At 63.2% G+C, this 3,116-nt stretch carries 3 protein-coding genes; all 3 read left to right on the forward strand.

What is annotated here, in order from left to right:
- The first annotated feature begins 4 nt into the window (after positions 1–4).
- Positions 5–1,198 carry a toxic anion resistance protein gene (locus ABYW26_RS12560; protein WP_372605250.1) on the forward strand — a complete coding sequence of 398 codons (1,194 nt, stop codon included), beginning with the start codon at positions 5–7 and terminating at the stop codon, positions 1,196–1,198.
- 6 nt (positions 1,199–1,204) lie between these two features.
- A complete protein-coding gene (locus tag ABYW26_RS12565; RefSeq protein ID WP_372605248.1) occupies positions 1,205–2,149 on the forward strand; it encodes a DUF2927 domain-containing protein in 945 nt (314 codons plus the stop codon).
- Positions 2,150–2,191: 42 nt separating this feature from the next.
- A partial coding sequence (locus tag ABYW26_RS12570) for an SPFH domain-containing protein (RefSeq protein WP_372605249.1) occupies positions 2,192–3,116 on the forward strand: 925 nt, incomplete at its 3' end.

Below are 3,116 nucleotides of genomic sequence, written 5' to 3' on the forward strand. Positions count from 1 at the left end.
AAACATGTCCGATACCATCCGTGAACAAGCCGCCAAGGCGCTGAGCGAAGTCGAACAGGTCACCGCGGTGATCCTGCCCGAACCGGTTGGCGAGGTCGTGCCGCTTGAGTCCGCCGACGCCCCTGTCGCTGCCGAAATCCGCAAGCGCATTGATGAAATCGACATGGGCGACACCACCTCGATCATCGAATTCGGCTCCTCCGCGCAGGCCGAGCTGCAACAGATCAGCCAATCGATGCTGGCCGATGTGCGCAACAAGGATGTCGGTCCGGCGGGCGACAGCCTGCGCAATATCGTCACCACGATCCGCGGGTTCTCGATCTCGGAACTGGACGTGCGCCGCGAACGCAGCTGGTGGGAGAAACTGACCGGCAAGGCCGCGCCCTTTGCCAAGTTTCTGGCCCGGTATGAGGATGTGCAGGGTCAGATCGACAAGATCACCGACAACCTGCTGACCCACGAGCACAAGCTGCTGAAAGACATCAAGTCTTTGGACAAACTCTATGAAAAGACACTGGATTTCTACGACGAGCTGGCGCTGTATATCGCCGCCGGCGAGGAAAAGCTGAAAGAGCTGGACGGCCGCGACATCCCGACCAAAGAGGCCGAACTGAAATCCGCCGCCCCCGATCAACAGGTGATCATGGCGCAGGAACTGCGCGATCTGCGCGCTGCCCGCGACGATCTGGAACGCCGGGTGCATGACCTGAAACTGACCCGTCAGGTGACGATGCAATCGCTGCCGTCGATCCGTCTGGTGCAGGAAAACGACAAGTCGCTGGTCAACAAGATCAACTCGACCCTCGTGAACACCGTGCCGCTGTGGGAAACCCAGCTGGCGCAGGCAGTGACGATCCAACGCTCGCGCGAGGCGGCCGAAGCCGTGCGCGCCGCCAACGATCTGACCAACGAATTGCTGACCGCCAATGCCGAGAACCTGCAACAGGCCAACCGGATCGTGCGTCAGGAAATGGAACGCGGCGTGTTCGACATCGAGGCGGTGAAATCGGCTAACGAGACCCTGATCGCCACGATCAACGAAAGCCTCGCCATCGCCGACGAAGGCAAGGCCCGCCGCGCCGCCGCCGAAATCGAGCTGAAAAAGATGGAGGCCGACCTGCGCGATACGCTGGCCTCGGCCAAGGCGCGCAAGGATGGCGTCGGCGACAATGCCGGCACCGCCGTTCCCGGCGCCTGAGGCGACATGACCCCGCGCCGCACCCATGGACCTCTGACCGCCCTGGCCCTGGCGCTGGGGCTGTCAGCCTGTCAGATGGGCGGCACCCTGACCTCGGCCACCGCGCCGCAATCGCGGCCCGACATGACGCCCGCGGTGCAATCGGCGCAAAGCAAGGCGTTGGAAAGCTATTACGCCCGGGTGGAAACCGACCTGTTGACGCGCGGGCTGGTGCGCTCTGATGGCGGCGGCCCGGACACGCCGTTCTCGCAACGGCAACTGGTCGAGAATTTCGTCCAGATCGCGCTGTATAACGAATATGATTTCAGCAACGGCATTCTGGTGCCGCGCAAATCCGCCAGCCGTCTGCGCCGCTGGTCCGGCCCGGTCCGCATGAGCGTCAGCTTTGGCGAAACCGTGCCCGCCGAAAAGCGCCGCAAGGATATGAACGACACCGCCGCCTATGCCCGCCGCCTGACCCGGCTGACCGGCAATCCGGTGACGCTGACCAGCCCGGCCAATGCCAATTTCCATGTGCTGTTCCTGAACGAGGACGAACGCCGCGCCCTAGGCCCGCAATTGCAGACGCTGGTGCCCGGCGTGACCAACAGCCTGATCCGCTCGATCACCGACATGCCGCGCTCGACCTTCTGCACGGTCTATGCGTTCTCGCTGGACGATGCCTCGACCTATTACCGCGCGGTGGCGGTGATCCGGGCCGAGCAACCCGACCTGCTGCGCCTGACCTGCATTCACGAGGAACTGGCTCAGGGCATGGGGCTGGCCAATGACAGCCCCGCCGCGCGCCCGTCGATCTTTAACGACGACGAGGAATTCGCGCTGCTGACCTATCACGACGAATTGCTGCTGAGGATGCTGTATGACCCGCGCCTGACCCCCGGCATGACCGCCGAACAGGCGCGGCCGATCCTGCGGGACATCGCCTCGGACCTGATGGGCGGGTCAAGCTGATGCGCCCGCCCCGCTCCAACCGCCACTAACGAGGACCACATCATGGGTATTTTCGATTTTCTTTCCGGCGAATTCATCGACGTCATCCATTGGGTCGACGACACGCGCGACACCATGGTCTGGCGGTTCGAACGCGAAGGTCACGAGATCAAATACGGCGCCAAGCTGACCGTGCGCGAAGGTCAGGCAGCGGTCTTTGTCCACGAAGGCCAGCTGGCCGATGTCTTTACCCCCGGCCTCTATATGCTGGAAACCAACAACATGCCGCTGCTGACCACGCTTCAGCACTGGGATCACGGCTTTAAAAGCCCGTTCAAATCGGAAATCTATTTCGTCAACACCACCCGGTTCAACGACCTGAAATGGGGCACCAAGAACCCGATCATGCTGCGCGACCCGGAATTCGGCCCGACCCGGATCCGCGCCTTCGGCACCTACAGCGTCCGCGTCACCGACCCCGCCAAATTCCTGACCGAGATCGTCGGCACCGATGGCGAATTCACCATGGACGAAATCAGCTTCCAGATCCGCAATATCATCGTGCAGGAATTCAGCCGGGTGATCGCCGGATCGGGTATCCCGGTTCTGGACATGGCGGCGAATACCAACGATCTGGGCAAACTGATCGCCGCGCAAGTGTCCCAGACCCTGGCCGATTATGGCCTGTCCATGCCGGAATTCTACATTGAAAACATCAGCTTGCCGCCCGCAGTCGAACAGGCGCTGGACAAGCGCACGTCGATGGGGCTGGCAGGCGATCTGGGCAAGTTCACCCAATATTCCGCCGCCGAAGCCATGACCGCTGCCGCCCGCAACCCCGGCGGCGCTGGCGCGATGGGCGCGGGCATCGGCGCTGGTCTGGGCATGGCGATGGCCGGGCAGATGGCACAAACCGGCCCGTGGGGCGCGCCCGCGCCGCAAGCCGCCGCCCCCGCCGCGCCGCCCCCGCCGCCGGTCGAACATGTCT

This window comes from Actibacterium sp. (assembly GCF_041584535.1).
Classification (GTDB): domain Bacteria; phylum Pseudomonadota; class Alphaproteobacteria; order Rhodobacterales; family Rhodobacteraceae; genus Actibacterium_D.

What these genes read in the sequence shown, in the direction of transcription:
- ABYW26_RS12560 (WP_372605250.1), top strand. Translation starts at nt 5, where the DNA reads ATGTCCGATACCATCCGTGAACAAGCCGCCAAGGCGCTGAGCGAAGTC.
- ABYW26_RS12565 (WP_372605248.1), top strand. Translation starts at nt 1,205, where the DNA reads ATGACCCCGCGCCGCACCCATGGACCTCTGACCGCCCTGGCCCTGGCG.